General features: G+C 63.8%; 25 protein-coding genes. 12 read left to right on the top strand and 13 right to left on the bottom strand.

All coding sequences use genetic code 11. The features are described 5' to 3' along the window. Window positions 1-12: 12 nt before the first annotated feature. Entirely contained in the window at window positions 13-279 is a 267-nt protein-coding gene (infA, locus tag ACXIQ9_RS03705) for a translation initiation factor IF-1 (RefSeq protein WP_010310444.1), read from the bottom strand. A 178-nt stretch (window positions 280-457) separates the two neighbouring features. Between infA and ACXIQ9_RS03710 the strand changes: the two genes are divergently transcribed. The 3 genes from ACXIQ9_RS03710 to ACXIQ9_RS03720 all read left to right on the top strand — a co-directional run bounded on the left by ACXIQ9_RS03710 (window position 458) and on the right by ACXIQ9_RS03720 (window position 1,819). Beyond that, a complete protein-coding gene (locus ACXIQ9_RS03710; protein WP_296415687.1) occupies window positions 458-1,141 on the top strand; it encodes a pseudouridine synthase in 684 nt (227 codons plus the stop codon). Between the two features lie 191 nt (window positions 1,142-1,332). Continuing rightward, window positions 1,333-1,476 carry a hypothetical protein gene (locus ACXIQ9_RS03715; RefSeq protein WP_010315702.1) on the top strand — a complete coding sequence of 48 codons (144 nt, stop codon included), beginning with the start codon at window positions 1,333-1,335 and terminating at the stop codon, window positions 1,474-1,476. A gap of 4 nt (window positions 1,477-1,480) precedes the next feature. Next, window positions 1,481-1,819 carry a hypothetical protein gene (locus ACXIQ9_RS03720; protein ID WP_010315700.1) on the top strand — a complete coding sequence of 113 codons (339 nt, stop codon included), beginning with the start codon at window positions 1,481-1,483 and terminating at the stop codon, window positions 1,817-1,819. Here ACXIQ9_RS03720 and ACXIQ9_RS03725 read toward each other — a convergent pair. Then, window positions 1,816-2,064: a hypothetical protein gene (locus ACXIQ9_RS03725; protein WP_010315697.1), complete on the bottom strand. Its 249-nt coding sequence runs from the start codon at window positions 2,062-2,064 to the stop codon at window positions 1,816-1,818. The two genes, ACXIQ9_RS03720 and ACXIQ9_RS03725, sit on opposite strands and share 4 nt — an antisense overlap. 89 nt (window positions 2,065-2,153) lie before the next feature. Between ACXIQ9_RS03725 and ACXIQ9_RS03730 the strand changes: the two genes are divergently transcribed. Then, window positions 2,154-2,660 carry a hypothetical protein gene (locus ACXIQ9_RS03730; protein WP_010315695.1) on the top strand — a complete coding sequence of 169 codons (507 nt, stop codon included), beginning with the start codon at window positions 2,154-2,156 and terminating at the stop codon, window positions 2,658-2,660. On the opposite strand, the gene ACXIQ9_RS03735 is transcribed toward ACXIQ9_RS03730, so the two are convergent. Next, on the bottom strand, window positions 2,657-2,842 hold the full coding sequence (locus ACXIQ9_RS03735) for a hypothetical protein (RefSeq protein WP_010315693.1): 186 nt from the start codon (window positions 2,840-2,842) through the stop codon (window positions 2,657-2,659). The genes ACXIQ9_RS03730 and ACXIQ9_RS03735 overlap by 4 nt on opposite strands. A gap of 160 nt (window positions 2,843-3,002) precedes the next feature. Between ACXIQ9_RS03735 and ACXIQ9_RS03740 the strand changes: the two genes are divergently transcribed. Next, window positions 3,003-3,167 carry a hypothetical protein gene (locus ACXIQ9_RS03740; RefSeq protein ID WP_010315691.1) on the top strand — a complete coding sequence of 55 codons (165 nt, stop codon included), beginning with the start codon at window positions 3,003-3,005 and terminating at the stop codon, window positions 3,165-3,167. Between the two features lie 8 nt (window positions 3,168-3,175). On the opposite strand, the gene ACXIQ9_RS03745 is transcribed toward ACXIQ9_RS03740, so the two are convergent. Next, complete coding sequence (locus tag ACXIQ9_RS03745) at window positions 3,176-3,346, bottom strand: hypothetical protein (RefSeq protein WP_459015684.1); 171 nt, start codon at window positions 3,344-3,346, stop codon at window positions 3,176-3,178. Between the two features lie 147 nt (window positions 3,347-3,493). Between ACXIQ9_RS03745 and ACXIQ9_RS03750 the strand changes: the two genes are divergently transcribed. Next, complete coding sequence (locus ACXIQ9_RS03750; protein WP_424174171.1) at window positions 3,494-3,658, top strand: hypothetical protein; 165 nt, start codon at window positions 3,494-3,496, stop codon at window positions 3,656-3,658. A 7-nt stretch (window positions 3,659-3,665) separates the two neighbouring features. Then, on the top strand, window positions 3,666-4,205 hold the full coding sequence (locus ACXIQ9_RS03755; protein WP_459015686.1) for a DUF2808 domain-containing protein: 540 nt from the start codon (window positions 3,666-3,668) through the stop codon (window positions 4,203-4,205). 21 nt (window positions 4,206-4,226) lie between these two features. On the opposite strand, the gene ACXIQ9_RS03760 is transcribed toward ACXIQ9_RS03755, so the two are convergent. The 3 genes from ACXIQ9_RS03760 to ACXIQ9_RS03770 are packed head-to-tail and all read right to left on the bottom strand — an operon-like array spanning window position 4,227 to window position 5,280. Continuing rightward, window positions 4,227-4,484: a hypothetical protein gene (locus ACXIQ9_RS03760; RefSeq protein ID WP_459015688.1), complete on the bottom strand. Its 258-nt coding sequence runs from the start codon at window positions 4,482-4,484 to the stop codon at window positions 4,227-4,229. Beyond that, the gene (locus ACXIQ9_RS03765) at window positions 4,481-4,690 is read right to left on the bottom strand and encodes a DUF3721 domain-containing protein (RefSeq protein ID WP_424174167.1); all 210 of its coding nucleotides are present in this window, start codon (window positions 4,688-4,690) and stop codon (window positions 4,481-4,483) included. The genes ACXIQ9_RS03760 and ACXIQ9_RS03765 overlap by 4 nt, the downstream gene beginning before the upstream one ends. After that, window positions 4,690-5,280 (bottom strand): DUF305 domain-containing protein, encoded by a 591-nt coding sequence (locus ACXIQ9_RS03770; RefSeq protein WP_459015690.1) that lies wholly within the window; start codon window positions 5,278-5,280, stop codon window positions 4,690-4,692. The genes ACXIQ9_RS03765 and ACXIQ9_RS03770 overlap by 1 nt, the downstream gene beginning before the upstream one ends. 170 nt (window positions 5,281-5,450) lie before the next feature. On the opposite strand from ACXIQ9_RS03770, the gene ACXIQ9_RS03775 reads away from it, so the two are divergent. Next, window positions 5,451-5,933 (top strand): hypothetical protein, encoded by a 483-nt coding sequence (locus tag ACXIQ9_RS03775; RefSeq protein WP_459015692.1) that lies wholly within the window; start codon window positions 5,451-5,453, stop codon window positions 5,931-5,933. Here the strand turns inward: ACXIQ9_RS03775 and ACXIQ9_RS03780 are convergent. Genes ACXIQ9_RS03780 through ACXIQ9_RS03795 form a run of 4 tightly spaced genes read right to left on the bottom strand, consistent with a single transcriptional unit; the run spans window position 5,930 to window position 8,487 of the window. Continuing rightward, window positions 5,930-6,145, bottom strand: a complete 216-nt coding sequence (locus ACXIQ9_RS03780) for a hypothetical protein (protein WP_010315681.1) — start codon at window positions 6,143-6,145, stop codon at window positions 5,930-5,932. The genes ACXIQ9_RS03775 and ACXIQ9_RS03780 overlap by 4 nt on opposite strands. Before the next feature lie 56 nt (window positions 6,146-6,201). Next, window positions 6,202-7,164: an NAD(P)H-binding protein gene (locus ACXIQ9_RS03785; RefSeq protein ID WP_010315679.1), complete on the bottom strand. Its 963-nt coding sequence runs from the start codon at window positions 7,162-7,164 to the stop codon at window positions 6,202-6,204. 60 nt (window positions 7,165-7,224) lie between these two features. Further along, entirely contained in the window at window positions 7,225-7,326 is a 102-nt protein-coding gene (gene petM, locus ACXIQ9_RS03790; RefSeq protein ID WP_010315676.1) for a cytochrome b6-f complex subunit PetM, read from the bottom strand. Between the two features lie 18 nt (window positions 7,327-7,344). Beyond that, on the bottom strand, window positions 7,345-8,487 hold the full coding sequence (locus ACXIQ9_RS03795; RefSeq protein ID WP_459015695.1) for a N2,N2-dimethylguanosine tRNA methyltransferase: 1,143 nt from the start codon (window positions 8,485-8,487) through the stop codon (window positions 7,345-7,347). A 19-nt stretch (window positions 8,488-8,506) separates the two neighbouring features. On the opposite strand from ACXIQ9_RS03795, the gene ACXIQ9_RS03800 reads away from it, so the two are divergent. Next, window positions 8,507-9,460, top strand: a complete 954-nt coding sequence (locus ACXIQ9_RS03800; RefSeq protein WP_459015697.1) for an alpha/beta fold hydrolase — start codon at window positions 8,507-8,509, stop codon at window positions 9,458-9,460. Beyond that, a complete protein-coding gene (ilvN, locus tag ACXIQ9_RS03805; RefSeq protein ID WP_010315670.1) occupies window positions 9,457-9,987 on the top strand; it encodes an acetolactate synthase small subunit in 531 nt (176 codons plus the stop codon). The genes ACXIQ9_RS03800 and ilvN overlap by 4 nt, the downstream gene beginning before the upstream one ends. Here the strand turns inward: ilvN and ACXIQ9_RS03810 are convergent. Together ACXIQ9_RS03810 and ACXIQ9_RS03815 are read right to left on the bottom strand one after the other, a co-directional pair. Then, the gene (locus ACXIQ9_RS03810) at window positions 9,984-10,685 is read right to left on the bottom strand and encodes a peptidylprolyl isomerase (protein ID WP_247477331.1); all 702 of its coding nucleotides are present in this window, start codon (window positions 10,683-10,685) and stop codon (window positions 9,984-9,986) included. The two genes, ilvN and ACXIQ9_RS03810, sit on opposite strands and share 4 nt — an antisense overlap. Window positions 10,686-10,688: 3 nt before the next feature. After that, the gene (locus tag ACXIQ9_RS03815) at window positions 10,689-11,255 is read right to left on the bottom strand and encodes a photosystem I assembly protein Ycf4 (protein ID WP_459015700.1); all 567 of its coding nucleotides are present in this window, start codon (window positions 11,253-11,255) and stop codon (window positions 10,689-10,691) included. 183 nt (window positions 11,256-11,438) lie between these two features. On the opposite strand from ACXIQ9_RS03815, the gene psbD reads away from it, so the two are divergent. Continuing rightward, on the top strand, window positions 11,439-12,494 hold the full coding sequence (gene psbD, locus ACXIQ9_RS03820) for a photosystem II D2 protein (photosystem q(a) protein) (protein WP_185186856.1): 1,056 nt from the start codon (window positions 11,439-11,441) through the stop codon (window positions 12,492-12,494). Beyond that, a complete protein-coding gene (psbC, locus tag ACXIQ9_RS03825; RefSeq protein ID WP_029626170.1) occupies window positions 12,478-13,866 on the top strand; it encodes a photosystem II reaction center protein CP43 in 1,389 nt (462 codons plus the stop codon). The genes psbD and psbC overlap by 17 nt, the downstream gene beginning before the upstream one ends. Window positions 13,867-13,920 lie beyond the last annotated feature (54 nt).

A 13,920-nucleotide genomic window follows, 5' to 3' on the forward strand; every position in this document is an offset into this window, starting at 1 on the left:
GTTGAAGAGTGATCAACGGCGACGGGGACCGCCAGGACGGTTTCCACCTGGACGGGGGCCGGCGTTGGCGTTGCGCTCGCGGTAGGTGATGCGACCGCGGCTCAGGTCGTAGGGGCTGATCTCCACCAGCACCTTGTCGCCCGCCAGCAATTTGATGCGGAACTTGGTCAGCTTGCCGGCGGCGCGGCAGAGGCATTGGTGGCCAGCGGGCTGCTCGAGGGTGACCAGGTAGAACCCGTTGCCCTGTTCCTTCTCGATGACGCCGGAGGTCTCAATCATGCGCTGCTGCTAGTGGCCAACCCAAGTGCTCTCCACAGCTTAGTTGTCGCTAGGGTCGCGTCTCACGATTGTTTTGGCAGCCGGCATGGTTCTCCCCCCCGTTTCGATGGATCTGGGTCTGCTGATGATCTCGATCGGGGTTGTGAATCTCTGGAAGGCTCGCCAGGCCTCCTGAACCCTGACCACCCTCCTGTTCCACAAGCCCTACGGCGTTCTCAGTCAGTTCACCCCCGAAGAGGGCAGTCGCTGGGGTTGCCTGGCCGATTACATCGAGGTTCCCGGTGTCTATGCAGCGGGGCGGCTGGATGCCGATAGCGAAGGCCTGTTGCTGCTGACCAGCAACGGAAGACTGCAGCAGAGGTTGACCGATCCCTCCTGGGGCCACTGGCGCCGCTACTGGAGCCAAGTCGAGGGCATTCCCAGCGAGGATGCCCTCAACGCACTGCGCTCAGGGCTGGTGATTCAGGGCCAACGCACCCTGCCCGCCCAAGCGCAGGCCCTGCAGGACCCGGGTTGGCCCGAGCGTGATCCACCCATTCGCGTGCGCCAGAGCATCCCCACCAGCTGGCTGCAGCTGGAGCTGCGGGAGGGGCGTAACCGGCAGGTGCGGCGGATGACCGCGGCCGTCGGACTGCCCACCCTGCGGCTGCTGCGGGTGGCGATGGACCTGATGGATGGAGGCCCACCTCTCAGCCTGGACGGACTGGCGCCGGGCCAGTGGCGATCGGTCAATGACGACGAAGATCGACGGCTTCAATCCCTGCTGCAATCAGGCCGGGGCGGCCGCGCGGGGGGCGGAAAGTCGGGCCGCGCTGGAGGCTGGGGAAAGGGTGGCGTCGCCAAAGCCAAATTCCGGAGATAAGACAGGGGAAACGCGCGCGCTTCCCCATGGACTACGCCGTGCCCCTACTGGTTGCAGGCATTGTGAGCGCTCTGGCTCTCTATGGAGTGCGAGAGTTGATCCGTGAAGTTGCCGTTGTGCTGGCGCACAAAGGCCATGCCGGGAGCAGCTAAGCATTGAGGAGCGCTGGGGATCTGCTTCGAACAGCAACGGTGCTCAGCTTCTGGGTCCTGCTGGTCAGCACTGCCGTTCTCTCCTCTCAGCTGCGGCTGCAGCGCTCCAAAAACAGCATTGATTTTTGCGCCCAGGACAGCCTGAGCAAGGTCTGCAACTTCCACGCAGTGCTCACGGACTGATTTGGTGAAACAGCTACCTGGCCGCCAACGCCCCCGCTGGATCACGGTCCTGCTGCAGGGTTGCGCCGCCGTGGTGGCCACGATCTGGCTGGCCAGCCTGTTGCCCTATCTGCTGCTGATGGCGCTGGTGGTCAGCCTGATGCTGATCCCGACCCTCCGGCGCCTGCGCAAGGAGGCCGAGCAGACGGTCGCCGCGCAACAACGCAATCCCTTCCAGGGGACTCCGCTGGAGCCGTTTTTCGAGAACCTGTACCGCCAAGCGGCCCCACGGCCGATGGTGGATGTCACCCCACCCCACCGCAAGCTGATCCGCACCTTCTGGCAGTGGCGCCAACGGCGCTAGATGCGTTCCCGGTGCTTGGTGCGTAGGCGCTCAGTCACCAAGACCCCTTTGGTACCGAAATCCAGTCCATCCACGAGGGCGACCTCGGCCTCAATGCCCTCGGCCCTGAGCTGCTCGATCAGGCCCTTCATCACCTGCTCCTCCACCAATTTCTGGTCCAGGCGGTCGGGGGTCAGCGCCTCAAACAAGCGGTTGGTTTTGGCCGCAACGACCTTGGAGGCGTTGGTGATTTTTAAAACCAGCATTCGCCTGAATCGAGGCCGCGCCCGGTAGTCCTAATCGCTTCATCCAGGCTCCGCAATCGCTACGGTCTGCCAAAGGGGGAGATCGGGCGATGGGGGATTCCGAGCAGTTCGTCAAAAACCTCGTGGGCGATGTGCGCCAACTGCTGCGCGCGCCAGCCAATTTGGTCAAGGCGGAACGGGAATGGTCCCTCTCCACAATCTGCGCTGTGATCGATGCCCGAAACAGCGCTCCGCAGGTGGTCACCACCCACGTCGGCACGATCAATTCAGTGCTGGTGGCCAGTAGTGCCCTCGATCACCCCTTATTGCAGTCCTTTCTCAAGCGAGCCAGGGAGAGTGACCCAGAGCGAGCCCTAACGGAATTCCTCGATAGTTCCGAGGCGGAGGCCTTCACCGAGGTCTATGAGCGTTATCGCGAAGAGCGCGAAGAAAAGGGCCATGCGGTTTGGTCCGTCGGCGATTCTGCAGCTTTTGTGGCCAAATCACGGGAGGCCTGGAAAGACCGCGAACTGGCCTGCGTTGCGATCACTCCAGGACCAACCAGCAATACCCACGGGGTCCTCACCTTCTCCCTACCCCTGGATTGGCTCTCCTAGCAGGAGAGGCCCTGCTGGTGCTCGATTGCCCACTTGGTGGCTGCCTTTTGGGTCTGCCAAGCCTGCATCAATTGCTTGGCTAGATCGCGCAATTGGTCCGGATCCGTTGTGGCATCCAGAGCGCGATTGAAACGCTCAATCTCAAACTGCTGACCAACCGTGAGTTCGATCGCGTTGGACATTGCGCCTTCAGTCGATGACTGATGGAAACGTATCGGGCTGAACCAAGCAAGACGTAACAGCAGCTACGAGTCAGCGCGATTGTCAGTGTTTCAGGTTGTAAGCAAAGCCACACCGCCTCGTCCGCGCAGTTGAGAGTGATGGTCTTGCAGATGCAATCCGATGCAGCTGAGCTGGGCCCAACATCTGCAAACGGCCCGGCTGATCGAGCGCAGCAGCCATCAGGATTGCGGTACTGCCCTCGCCCTCATGGGCATGGCCCTGCTGGTCCTCAGCGAAGACCTAGCCCGCGCTCAAGAGCAAGAACGGGCTGCGGTCCTGAGCTGACAGCCCCCTCAGGCGCTCTTGAGGTCGCAGTGATCGTCCGCGTGGAGTTCCTGATCGGCCACGAGCAACAGGTCCATCAGGCTGGCGAAGTCATGCTGTGAGAGCTCGCCGCTGGGCTGCCACTTCAGGCAGGTCCGGCGTTCGCAGCTTCCGGATTCTGGGTGCCGTTGATCAGCCATCGTCCCCTCCTCTGGCTGTGGTTCTTTTCCTACGACGAGGGAAAGAGTGGTGTCCAGAGCAGAAATACCGGGCCTTACGCAAACATGAAGACCCGCCCAAGGACTGGCCTGTTAGTGCTGGAGTGGACCAGGCGCAAGCGGTGAGACATGGAACAGCACGGTTCTTCAACTGCAGACCAGGCGGCCGCCGACCGGGACTGGCAGGTGCACAACCCTCGGGTCTCCAGCGAGCAACTCGAAGCACTGCGGCAACAGGAAAAGCTGGTGGCCCACCGCCTGCGCCTGCAACAGCAAAAGGATCTCGCGGCCTAAGCAACGGATGGCACGGGTCCTGCGCTGGTTCCTGCTCGGGGCATTGAGCCTGGGAGCTACGACGCCTGGCCGATCCCTTGAACTCAACGGTCAGAGCTATTTCACCCAGCCCCCCTGGAGGGTGGAGTTCACCAACTACGACTGGCTCGTCGACCAGGGGGGGCCTGAATATTTTTTCACCGTCTCACTGGCGCAGAACGCCGGGGCAGATCTCGGTGGACTGGTGATCACCCAAACCTCAGGCAGCGATCAGACCTTCTGGATTGACCCCACACAAACCACGGCGTTCTTCGGGCGCCCGCGCCAAGAGGGGACAGCGATTCCGGTCCGCGCCAAGTTCCATGAACAAAAACGGATCATGCGAGTGGAGTTTCCCGAGCCACCGCCCGCGGGTTCGACGCTGACCGTGGTCCTGCGGCCACCCAACAACCCCTCCCTCAACGACCTCTATCTCTTTGCAGTCGAGGCCCTGCCAGCGGGCCCCAACCCTGCTGCTGCACCCCTGGGCTTCGCCAGGATGGAGATCCTCGATGACTGGGGGCGCTAAGCGGAGGGGAAACCCATGCGTTCATCGGTTGGCTTTCCGCTGGGGCAGCAGCAAAGAAACACCCGACAGAATTAAGACCACCGTGAGCAACCCAAGGACCACGGAGTAACAGGGCTGGAGATTAAGCGGGCCAAAGCGCCCTGAATGGATCTTGAGCAGCCAGAACGCATCGATTCCCTGCTCTAGCAATCCGCTATAGACCGAACCAGACAAGGCCGTAAGTAACAGAGGGAAGGCCGCAATGGGGACCAGCAGCCGATGAATCTTTCGCGCCTTCATTGCCTTCTCTGGGCACGGTGCAGATCTGCCTCATCCAGGCAAGGCATCCAAGCCCCGTTGTTCTGATGCGCACCTTGGCAACCCAGCTTGGACGCCTGCTCCAATGCGGCTTGCTTCGTGGCGTACAGCCCTTTGTTGTGGGCCCAGACCACAGCTGGAGCGATCAGCAGGGAGACGGCGATAGCCAAGCATCGATGGAGAACCATCAGCCCTGGGGCTTGAGCGTGAACAACCGGTCGAACTGACGGTACTCAGGCTTGTTCAAGCCTTGATGTCGAAGCATCTGCCGCAATCGGTTGATCTCGTGTCTCTGGCTCAAAATGATCCGCTGAGACAACCGCTGAATCGCCGTTGTTTTTGATTTCCTCAGGGCGTCATGGGCCATCTGCAGAGCCCCGCCGTGGTGCATCAGCATTCCCTCGAGGAACCAAACAACTCGGTTCTGCTCTGTGGGCTTGCTGCCCATCATCTGCATCCCTTGGATTTGCTCTGCTGTCATTCGCGGCAACTGAGCAACATCGTCGGGATTGGCCCCCTCGCGCCAAGCCACCGGATACGTCGGTGCCTCGCGATACCAGCGCTTACGCCATTGGCGCATGGCCTTGATCTCACGCGCCTGCTCGTACCAGATGTCATTCGCCAAGGCGCCCAAACCGGGCTGCCCAACATCAAAGAGTTCCTCGCTCATGCGCAGAGCTCCGGTGTGGTGCTGGACCATGGCATCGAGCCAGCGCAGGTCGTAGGTCTCGCCAGCTGGACCTAAATCATGAGCATGGGCATGCGCTGAGCTGGGCATGGCTGCACCCTCAGCAGCAGGCATGCCGTGGTGGTGGTGGTGGTGGTGCTCCTGTGCGAAGGCAGGTGTCAGCCAAAGCAGAGGTGATGCGACGACAGCGATCAGGCGGCGCAAAGGAGCTCAGCGAAAGTGGTCCATTTCTAGCGAAGGCCATGCGACACACTGCTGCCATGGCAAAGGACAGCGGCATCCAGGCTCTGGTGGAGAGCGTGCGCGAGGAGCTAGCGGACATCGCCCGCCAGGCAGAAGCGCAGGCGAGCTGGTCCCTTGAGCTGCCTGTGGCCGTGATCGATGCCCGCAAACCACCCACCCGGGTCTACGCGACGGCGATTGGAACGATCGGATCGGTGCTGCGCATCTCCCGCACCGTGGATCACCCCTTAATCCAACAGCTCTTCGTGCTGCATGAAGAGATCGGACCCGAGCCAGCGATTGAGGCCCTGCTCAACGGAGCCGATGGCGAGGAATTCGCTGAGCTTTGGGAGGAGTACCGGGAAGAGGCCAAAGGCGAGCTTGTCTGGGGAGCGAATGACGCGGCTGCCTTTGTGACCAAGAGCAAGGCCTGCCATCAAGACCATGAACTCGCTCTAGTCGCCTTGGTTCCGGGACACCTCTATTCCTGCGGTATCCCGATCCGCTCCCTCACCGCCTAGCCCAGGGCGTCCTTCAGCTCACGCACCACCTGGAGCTGCCCGTAGTAGTAGTTAGCGCGGGCACGGCGATCGGCATCCTCCATGCTGTCGACTACGTCAAAACCGACGGTCTGCCAGAGATCGCTGCCGCAGGCGCGGCTGACCTCTTCGACGGCCTCTTGCTCAAGCAAACCGAGACGACGCTGCAGGTTCTTGATCTGAGCAATGGCCACCGAGCTGCCTCAACACTGAATCAATAGTACAAGCGCACCACTTGCTGCGCCAGGGGTCAGAAGGGGAGCTTCTTCTTGGCGTCCTTATCCAGATCGGCCTCCATGTCGCGCAGGCGCTTGAGGATCGTGTCGTAGTACTCCTTCAGGTAGGCCTCCATCTCGGTGGTCTCCGCGGGGTCCAGGCCGAAGGCGGCATAGCTCTCCTCCATCGGAGCCGAGAGGGGCTCGCCACCGCCCATCACCTTGTCGAAGGCCAGGCGTTCCGCCACGTTCACGGCGGGCTCAAAGAAGGAGCTGAAGCCCTGCATCAACCGCAGCAGGAAGGGCTGCACGCGAATCACGCGGGCACTCTTGCCGGTGTACTTCTCACACATCTGGGTGATCTCACCTGTGCTCCAGGCCCGATTTCCCACCACCGGGAAGGCCTTGCGACTGGTCTCCGGGCGAGCCAGGGCGGCCACCGCAAAGCGGGCCAGGTCCTGGGTGTTCATGTAGGCAATCGGGGTCGGCGTGCCGCTCACCCAGACGGTCTGGCTTTCCAGAACCGGAATCGCGATCTGACTGATCAGGCCCTGCATGAAGGCCACAGCGCGCAGGATCGTGTAGTCGAAGTCGGAATCGATCAGGGCCTGCTCGGTGCAGTGCTTGATGTCCATCAACGGGACATCGCGATGCTTCTCGGCCCCCAGGAGGGAGAGGAAGACAAAACGCTTCACCCCGGCGCGCTCACAGGCGTTCAGGAGATTGAGCTTCCCGGTCCAATCGGTGTCGTAGACGCTGCCCGCATCCGTGGCCCGCGCCGTCGCGGCATCAATGACAGCCTCTTGCCCCTCCAGGGCGTAATCGAGGCTGTCGGGCTCCAGCAGGTCGCCGCGGGTCAGTTCACAGCCCCACTCCTGCAGGAAGGCCGCCTTGCGCGGCGAACGCACCATGCAGCGGACCTGATGGCCGGCATCCAGGGCCTGACGCGCGATCTGGCGACCCAGGGTTCCGGTTCCACCGATCACCAGGACCTGCATCGGGCTGACTCGAAAGACGCCCGAGCCTAAAGGCGAGCCGAACCGGCCCGCGATCAGGGATCAGTTGTCGCCTTGGAGCTTCAGCAGCAGGGCGCCGCCCACCAGACCCAGGGGAATCAGAACCCAGAACAGCGCTGCGGTGCCGAAGATTTCCGAGGCCATGAACCCAAGCCGTAACGGCTACCTATTTAGCGCAGAAGCCAACTCCACCACGCGTCTGAAGGGCGCATTGCAGCGGAACTGAGCAGACATCACCCCGGAGCGCTTGGCCTCATAGCCCTCCGAGCGCAGGCCGTCGATCAAGGCATCCAAGCGGGGCGGGCCGCCCCCCAGACGTTTTGCCAACACATCCAGCGGCCAACACGACACCGGCAAACCGTCGTCGGCACGCAGCCCCTCCAGCAGACGACGGCTTGCCGGAGCCAGGCTCTGCTGGGGCAGGGCCCGGGACTCCTCAAGCAGCTCCTGCAGAACCAGCGGGTCCTGCAGGGGGCCCAGCCAGAGGGGCCCCGAAATTGCCAGGGGAGCGGCCGAGTCATCACCGCAGGCGCAGGGCGGCCATCGGCGCAGCCGCAGCAGGCTTTGTTGGGACTGCTCCGCGCAGCGATGGCAGTAGGCCCAGAGCCCCAACTGCTCCTCCTCCCGGGGCTGGGGGCGGCGCAACAACTGAACGGCCGTCCGGAAGGTGCGGCCCTCACTAAAGGAGAACAGGGGCCGGATGCCCCGGCCGAGGGCCCAGGCGGCCTTGGCCACCACCGCCAACTGAAGGCGGAGGGCCAGCTCCCAGCTGGAGGGATGGGCCCGCGCTGCAGCCCCCAGGGAGCGGATCGCCGCGGAGCGGTCATGGCCTGTCGGAGAACGACCGTCGGTGCTGGCCAGGTACAGGACCCCGCCGAACTCCAGGGCCTCTAGCGCCAAGGGAACCAGGGCTGTGGGACAGCCAAAGGCGTCCAGGTCGAGCAGATCGAAACGCCGCTGCTGCATCAGGCAATCGGCCAGCAGGTGCTGGGCCGTGCGGGCACTGATCTCCAGCAGACGGTCCCCCAGGGGCTGGAGGTTCTCCTGCAGCAGGGGCAGGCGATCCCCGTCGGCATCGTTCGCCCAGACCTCCTGGGCCCGCCCCTCCAGGCCATAACGCAGGGCGCGAATGCCGCAGCCGGCCATGGCATCGAGCACCCGCCCGGGCCTCTCCCGGGTCAGCCACCGGCTCAGCAGGACTCCCGCATCCCGGGAGGAACGGGATTGCGGCCGAAAAAAGCCCGGCCCCAGCAACAGTTGCGCGGCCCCTTCGCAATAGTGAGCTGGGCTAGCCGTGTCGGCCACTGTGACTGCGCCACCGCGATTGAATCTCCAGCCTGCCTCTGCGGGGGTGCACTGGGGTGAGCACGGGACCTGGCACTGGCAAGGCCACGCCTGCCATTGGCGCGTCGTCGGCGAGCGGAGCGCACCTGCGCTGGTCTTGATCCATGGCTTTGGTGCCGCCAGTGGCCACTGGCGCCACAACGCCGCCGCCTTCGCACAGGCCGGCTGGTGCGTCTATGCCATCGACCTCGTGGGCTTTGGCGACTCCAGTCAGCCGCGGCACCGTCGCCATCGCCCCCTGGACAACAGGCTCTGGGCGCGACAACTCCAGGGCTTTCTGGAGCAGGTCGTCCAGGGACCGGCGGTCCTGGTGGGCAACTCCCTGGGGAGCCTGGTGGCCGTGACCTGCGCCGTCTTTTTTCCCACCTGGGTGCAGGGAGTCGTGGCGGCCCCGCTGCCCGATCCCACGCTGCTGATGCCCCTGCGGCGGCGGCGGCCCCGCTGGCGCCGGGCCTGGAAGCGCCGGCTGGTGATCGTCCTCTGCCGGATCCTGCCGCTGGAGCTGCTGGTCCCCCTGATCGCCCGAACACCGCTGTTGGATCTCGGGCTGCGCAGCGCCTATCAGGACCAGGGGGCCGTGGACGGCGAACTGCGGCGGCTGATCGCCCGGCCGGCCCTGCGTCCCCAGGCGGCCCAGGCCCTGCGGGCGATGAGCATCGGCATGGCCCTGCGCCCCCGCGAAGCCACCGCCGCCCCACTGCTGCAACGGATGCAGCAACCACTGCTGGTGCTCTGGGGCAGCCAGGACCGCCTGGTCCCAGCCCAGATCAGCCGGCAACTGCAGCCCCACAAGAGCGATCTCCAGCTCCAGCTGCTTCAGGAGCTGGGGCACTGTCCCCACGACGAACACCCCGAACTGTTCAACAGGGTGGTGACCACCTGGCTGGCACGTAACTTGGGGAGAGGTCAGCCACGCGAACAGCCCTGGGCATGAAGCACACCCTCTCGGTGCTGGTGGAAGACGAATCCGGTGCCCTCAGCCGCATCGCTGGTCTGTTCGCCCGTCGCGGCTTCAACATCGAAAGCCTGGCCGTCGGCCCGGCCGAGAAGCGCGGCCACTCCCGTCTGACGATGGTCGTGGACGGTGACGCCCAAACCCTCGAGCAGCTCACCAAACAGCTGGACAAGCTGGTGAACGTGCTGGCGGTCACCGACCTCACCCCGATCCCTTCGGTGGAGCGGGAACTGATGCTGATCAAGGTCTCGGCACCGCCGGAAAACCGCGCCGCCATCCTCGATCTGGTGCAGGTGTTCCGCGCCAAGGTTGTCGACGTGGCCGACAGCGCTCTGGTCATCGAAGTCGTGGGGGACCCCGGGAAGCTCGTGGCCATCGAGAACGTGCTCGAGAGCTACGGAATCCTGGAGATTGCCCGGACGGGCCGCATCGCTCTGGAGCGCGCCTCCGGAGTGAATACGGCCTACCTGAAGGTCACCAGCCTGGACAAGCGGGTTCCCGCCTAATTGGCGTCGCGCACCAGCGTTCCGCCCTCTAGGACGCTGGCGCTGATCAACTTGTCGCCCTGGTTGATCTGATCGACAACATCCATCCCCTTGGTCACCCGGCCAAAGACGGCATAGCGACCATCAAGCTCAGGCAGGGCCCGCAGGGCGATGTAGAACTGCGCGCTGGCTGAGTTGGGATCACTGGAGCGCGCCATCGCCAGGGAGCCCCGCTCATGGGGCAGCTTCAGACGCTGCTGCTGGGTTGGACTGGTCACAATCTCCCCGTAGCGGGGGCCGGATTCACCCTCAAACAGCAGTTCCAGCGGGATGAAGCGCGGCTGACCGCTCGAGGGGTCGATGAAGCTGCCGGTTCCCAGGGCCGAGACCGGGGTTTCGGGCTTGGAGCTCTGGGGGTCGCCGCCCTGGACGACAAAGGGAATCGGCTCTTTGACCACCCGGTGGAAGACGGTGCCGTTGTAGGCGCCGCGGCGGACCAGATCGACAAAGTTGCCAGCGGTCAGGGGAGCCTCCGCCCCGTCCAGGCTCAGCTGAACAACACCCTTGCTGGTTTTGAGCTCCACCAGGGCCTTGCCCTGCAGGCAGGGGACTCCCGCTGTTCCGCAGCCGTAGCTCGCCGTCGGCGAGGGGGCGGCGCAGGCCACCAGTCCAAAGGGACTAAGGACCAGCAAGAGGGCCAGAAGAAGGGAGCGCACCATCGCTCAGACGCCCTCCAGGGGAACCCCAAGGAAGCGGGCCAGCTCAGCCCCGCCGCGCTCCAACTCCGCCAGCGGCATCGGCTCACCGACGGTGGTCAGGGGCAGATCGCGGCGACCCTGAACGCGCAGGGCCAGACGACGGCGGGGATTGAGGCCGTCGCGCACGTCCACCTTGACCGCCTGGATCTCCTTGAGGGGAGTGCTGACACTGATCAACTCGCGGAAGCCGCGGCGGGTGACCGTCAGCTGACCACTCTTCTTATTGAAGCTGTTACTGCCGGCGCCCACATCGATGGCAATCACGACCCAGAGATAGGTGGAGAGCAGGGCTGCGGCGATGCCGTAGAGGCCCATGACCAGTCCCTGGGGAACCCAGGAGAGGGCAGCCGGGTGGCCGATCGGCAGCAGATCCTTGCCCAGGTAGCTCGAGGCGCTGGTCAGGAGAAAACCCAGTCCCCCCGTGCTGACCACAGCGGCCACCAACACATTGGAGAGACGGCGGGAGCCCACCACCGCCTGCTCAAGCAGATCAGAGGAGGGTGCAGCCTTGGCGGCGGAGGCCGATGCCATGCAGGGCAGGATCCGAGGGCCTGCCATCTTCGCTCCCCCGCGCGCCCCTCTGGGGAGGACTAGGCATTAGTACTTAAAAACGCAATGGTGACGTGGCGTGTCAGGCCGTCAAAACCCGTCTCGCAGCGCCAATGAACGTTGTTACCATCGCCCGGTAACCCACAGCTCGCGGTTTTCCCACCCATGACGATCGCTGTAGGGCGCGCGCCGCAGCGGGGATGGTTCGACGTCCTCGATGACTGGCTCAAGCGCGACCGCTTCGTTTTTGTCGGGTGGTCGGGTCTGCTCCTGTTCCCCACTGCCTATCTGGCACTGGGTGGCTGGCTGACCGGCACCACCTTTGTCACCTCCTGGTACACCCACGGCATTGCCAGCTCCTATCTGGAGGGCTGCAACTTCCTCACCGCTGCGGTGAGCAGCCCGGCTGATGCCATGGGCCACTCTCTCCTTCTGCTCTGGGGCCCAGAAGCCCAGGGCGATTTCGTGCGCTGGTGCCAGCTCGGCGGCCTGTGGACCTTCGTGGCCCTGCACGGCGCCTTCTCCCTGATCGGCTTCATGCTGCGTCAGTTCGAGATTGCCCGTCTGGTCGGCATCCGTCCGTACAACGCCATCGCCTTCTCCGGCCCGATTGCGGTGTTCGTCAGTGTTTTCCTGATGTACCCCCTCGGCCAGAGCAGCTGGTTCTTCGCTCCGAGCTTCGGCGTGGCAGCGATCTTCCGCTTCCTGCTGTTCCTCCAGGGCTTCCACAACTGGACCCTGAACCCCTTCCACATGATGGGCGTGGCCGGCATCCTCGGCGGCGCTCTGCTGTGCGCCATCCACGGCGCCACGGTGGAGAACACGCTGTTTGAGGACAGCGAGCAGGCCAACACCTTCAAGGCGTTTGAGCCCACCCAGGAAGAAGAGACCTATTCGATGGTCACCGCCAACCGCTTCTGGAGCCAGATCTTCGGGATCGCGTTCTCCAACAAGCGCTGGCTGCACTTCTTCATGCTGTTCGTGCCCGTCATGGGCCTCTGGACCAGCTCCATCGGCATCATTGGCCTGGCCCTCAACCTGCGTGCCTACGACTTCGTGTCGCAGGAAATCCGCGCTGCTGAGGACCCCGAGTTCGAGACCTTCTACACGAAGAACATTCTTCTGAACGAAGGCCTGCGCGCCTGGATGGCCCCCGCGGACCAACCGCACGAAAACTTCGTCTTCCCTGAAGAGGTTCTGCCCCGTGGTAACGCTCTCTAATCCTTCTCTCTCCGGGATCGGCGGGAAGGACCTCGACTCCACCGGCTATGCCTGGTGGTCGGGTAATGCCCGTCTGATCAACCTCTCTGGTCGCCTTCTCGGCGCCCACGTCGCCCACGCAGGCCTGATGGTCTTCTGGGCCGGCGCCATGATGCTGTTCGAGGTGAGCCACTTCACCTTCGACAAGCCCATGTACGAGCAGGGCCTGATCCTGTTCCCCCACGTCGCCACCCTTGGCTACGGCGTTGGGCCTGGCGGTGAAGTTGTGGATGTCTATCCCTTCTTCGTCGTTGGTGTTCTGCACCTGATCAGCTCCGCCGTGCTCGGCCTCGGCGGCCTGTACCACGCCCTGCGTGGTCCCGAAATCCTGGAGAACTACTCCGCGTTCTTCTCCCAGGACTGGCGGGATAAGAACCAGATGACCAACATCATTGGTTATCACCTGATCCTTCTGGGCGTCGGCGCTCTGCTGCTGGTCTTCAAGGCCATGTTCTTCGGCGGCGTCTACGACACCTGGGCCCCTGGTGGTGGCGACGTTCGCCTGATCACCAACCCCACCCTGGATCCCGGTGTGATCTTCGGCTACCTCTTCCGCGCTCCCTTTGGCGGTGAGGGCTGGATCATCGGTGTGAACTCCATGGAGGACATCATCGGTGGCCACATCTGGCTGGGTCTGACCCTGATCTTCGGTGGCATCTGGCACGTGGTCACCAAGCCCTTCGGCTGGGTGCGTCGCGCCTTCATCTGGAACGGTGAGGCCTACCTGAGCTACAGCCTTGGCGCCCTGAGCTTCATGAGCTTCATCGCCTCGGCCTACATCTGGTTCAACAACACCGCCTACCCCTCGGAGTTCTACGGCCCGACCAACGCCGAAGCCTCCCAGGCCCAGAGCTTCACCTTCCTGGTGCGTGACCAACGCCTCGGCGCCAACATCGGCTCCGCCATGGGTCCCACCGGTCTGGGTAAGTACCTGATGCGCTCCCCCACCGGCGAGATCATCTTCGGTGGTGAGACCATGCGCTTCTGGGACTTCCGTGGTCCTTGGCTGGAGCCCCTGCGTGGCCCCAACGGCCTGAGCCTCGACAAGCTCCAGAACGACATTCAGCCCTGGCAAGTGCGCCGCGCGGCTGAGTACATGACCCACGCCCCCAACGCGTCTCTGAACTCTGTGGGCGGCATCATCACCGAGCCCAACTCGGTGAACTTCGTGAACCTCCGTCAGTGGTTGGCTGCGACTCAGTTCGTTCTCGCCTTCTTCTTCCTGGTGGGTCACCTCTGGCACGCCGGCCGCGCCCGCGCTGCTGCTGCTGGCTTCGAGAAGGGCATCGACCGTCAGGCCGAGCCCACCCTGGCCATGCCTGACCTCGACTGATTCCTTTCAGCGATCGTCCCTCAGCCCTCGCCCTTCGGCGAGGGTTTTTTTTAT

This window comes from Synechococcus sp. LTW-G, from assembly GCF_054459035.1.

What these genes read in the sequence shown, in the direction of transcription:
- ACXIQ9_RS03725 (WP_010315697.1), bottom strand. Translation starts at nt 2,064, where the DNA reads ATGCTGGTTTTAAAAATCACCAACGCCTCCAAGGTCGTTGCGGCCAAA.
- ACXIQ9_RS03810 (WP_247477331.1), bottom strand. Translation starts at nt 10,685, where the DNA reads ATGGTGCGCTCCCTTCTTCTGGCCCTCTTGCTGGTCCTTAGTCCCTTT.
- ilvN (WP_010315670.1), top strand. Translation starts at nt 9,457, where the DNA reads ATGAAGCACACCCTCTCGGTGCTGGTGGAAGACGAATCCGGTGCCCTC.
- ACXIQ9_RS03815 (WP_459015700.1), bottom strand. Translation starts at nt 11,255, where the DNA reads ATGGCATCGGCCTCCGCCGCCAAGGCTGCACCCTCCTCTGATCTGCTT.
- ACXIQ9_RS03740 (WP_010315691.1), top strand. Translation starts at nt 3,003, where the DNA reads ATGCAGCTGAGCTGGGCCCAACATCTGCAAACGGCCCGGCTGATCGAG.
- ACXIQ9_RS03765 (WP_424174167.1), bottom strand. Translation starts at nt 4,690, where the DNA reads ATGGTTCTCCATCGATGCTTGGCTATCGCCGTCTCCCTGCTGATCGCT.
- ACXIQ9_RS03755 (WP_459015686.1), top strand. Translation starts at nt 3,666, where the DNA reads ATGGCACGGGTCCTGCGCTGGTTCCTGCTCGGGGCATTGAGCCTGGGA.
- ACXIQ9_RS03750 (WP_424174171.1), top strand. Translation starts at nt 3,494, where the DNA reads ATGGAACAGCACGGTTCTTCAACTGCAGACCAGGCGGCCGCCGACCGG.
- ACXIQ9_RS03735 (WP_010315693.1), bottom strand. Translation starts at nt 2,842, where the DNA reads ATGTCCAACGCGATCGAACTCACGGTTGGTCAGCAGTTTGAGATTGAG.
- petM (WP_010315676.1), bottom strand. Translation starts at nt 7,326, where the DNA reads ATGGCCTCGGAAATCTTCGGCACCGCAGCGCTGTTCTGGGTTCTGATT.
- ACXIQ9_RS03785 (WP_010315679.1), bottom strand. Translation starts at nt 7,164, where the DNA reads ATGCAGGTCCTGGTGATCGGTGGAACCGGAACCCTGGGTCGCCAGATC.
- ACXIQ9_RS03775 (WP_459015692.1), top strand. Translation starts at nt 5,451, where the DNA reads ATGGCAAAGGACAGCGGCATCCAGGCTCTGGTGGAGAGCGTGCGCGAG.
- ACXIQ9_RS03745 (WP_459015684.1), bottom strand. Translation starts at nt 3,346, where the DNA reads ATGGCTGATCAACGGCACCCAGAATCCGGAAGCTGCGAACGCCGGACC.
- ACXIQ9_RS03730 (WP_010315695.1), top strand. Translation starts at nt 2,154, where the DNA reads ATGGGGGATTCCGAGCAGTTCGTCAAAAACCTCGTGGGCGATGTGCGC.
- ACXIQ9_RS03770 (WP_459015690.1), bottom strand. Translation starts at nt 5,280, where the DNA reads ATGCCCAGCTCAGCGCATGCCCATGCTCATGATTTAGGTCCAGCTGGC.
- infA (WP_010310444.1), bottom strand. Translation starts at nt 279, where the DNA reads ATGATTGAGACCTCCGGCGTCATCGAGAAGGAACAGGGCAACGGGTTC.
- psbD (WP_185186856.1), top strand. Translation starts at nt 11,439, where the DNA reads ATGACGATCGCTGTAGGGCGCGCGCCGCAGCGGGGATGGTTCGACGTC.
- ACXIQ9_RS03760 (WP_459015688.1), bottom strand. Translation starts at nt 4,484, where the DNA reads ATGAAGGCGCGAAAGATTCATCGGCTGCTGGTCCCCATTGCGGCCTTC.